Annotated in this window: 2 protein-coding genes; both read right to left on the bottom strand. The window is 50.3% G+C overall.

From position 1 onward, the window contains the following. Positions 1-237: SAM-dependent methyltransferase (locus tag HP566_RS20890; protein ID WP_249979229.1), on the bottom strand; the 237-nt coding region annotated here is incomplete at its 3' end. A 114-nt stretch (positions 238-351) separates the two neighbouring features. Then, on the bottom strand, positions 352-1,251 hold the full coding sequence (locus HP566_RS20885; protein WP_249979228.1) for an HNH endonuclease: 900 nt from the start codon (positions 1,249-1,251) through the stop codon (positions 352-354). Between the last annotated feature and the right edge of the window lie 148 nt (positions 1,252-1,399).

Below are 1,399 nucleotides of genomic sequence, written 5' to 3'. Positions count from 1 at the left end.
AGCGCGCTTTTTCGCCTGTTCGGTGAACAACGAACTCATGTCGATGCCGGTGCCGACAATGTCGTGATCACGTGCCCAAGTGCACAGCATCTCGCCTGAACCGCTACCAAGGTCGAGTACTCGTGCTTCCGACTGCAGACGCAGTGCAGCACCGAGCGTGGCAAACTTGTCGGGTGTGAACGGGTTGTGGATGCGGTGCGCACTTTCCGTGATGTTGAATATTCGCGGGATGTCCAAAGCGTAAATTTCCTAACGAGATGCGAATAGATTTGGTAAAGGCCTAACGCCTTGCTCACCGGAAAATTAGGAGCGCAGCGAGTAATTTTTCCGCGTGCAGCAAATTGTTAGGCATCAGCTTTCCGATGCAATAATTTTCCTAAATTGCTCAATACTCGGCATCGGGTCAATCCGATGAATAATCCGGTGGCAATTTGAGCAAACCACGGCCAGATCAGCTAATGTCGTCACCTCACCTTTATCCATTTGACTGATTGCCTTCAAGTGATGAACCTCGCAAAAGCCATCGCCGCTCTTCCCATACTTCGCTTCAAAATCAAATTCACACACCTCACAACAGAGCTTTCCAGTAGCAGCAAGAACAGATTTCTTTTTCTTCTCCACCAATGATGGGCTGCGCTCTCGTCGGAGGTGGGCCACGAGCCGAGGGTTGCCCTCATTAGCTGTAGATTCAGTGTCAACGTCAGGTAATCTGCTAGTTCGAGTCCCGGATTGTATATATTTGATGACATCAGCAACTAAACTGGCGCTCTCCGGCTTATCTGCATACCAGACGTTACTTTGCCCGATACCACCCTTTACCCGTCGTGGAATGAGAAAGCCCCTTTCTTGAGTAGGTATTAAGTGTACATCCTCTACCGATGCGACAATCCGATACCCTGAGATGTTGTTGCTCCGATGGCTCTTACAAGGGTTGGGAATGTCCTGTAAATCACGAAATACAGTTGCATTTGTATACCAGCCAACAATTGCAGTACCACCAGCATCTGGGCCTGCGGTCCAAACAACCGTTACGCCATCCGCCTGCTCGGCACCTTTTGATGCGCCTAATCGTTCCACCGAAATACGGCCTGTAGGTTGTACATATCCGTATACTTTCCCTTTGCAGGGCGTGAAATTGCAGACTTCATGGCCCACCGCGTCTTTGTTATATGAACCTCCGCGCTGAATAGAGTCTCCCTGAATTCCATCGTAGTGCTTCATCCAGCCGATGTTGCAGAACACAATGGCCATCTACACTTCCTCCTGATGCCTAACATCGTGGTGTGCGGCGAGGCCGCATTTGGCGGACTGCTTGCTCTGCAAGCAGTGTGACATCTGCGGAATCGTCCGACACTACCACTTTGTTATTTGCTGATGGCGTTGCACGGACATTTGCCAC

This window comes from Vreelandella olivaria, assembly GCF_023507745.1.
In the GTDB taxonomy this organism is placed as follows: Bacteria; Pseudomonadota; Gammaproteobacteria; order Pseudomonadales; family Halomonadaceae; genus Vreelandella; species Vreelandella olivaria_A.
This window is presented reverse-complemented; position numbering and strand designations above follow the sequence as displayed.

Excerpts from the sequence above, each read along its gene's own strand:
- HP566_RS20885 (WP_249979228.1), bottom strand. The coding sequence starts at position 1,251 with ATGGCCATTGTGTTCTGCAACATCGGCTGGATGAAGCACTACGATGGA.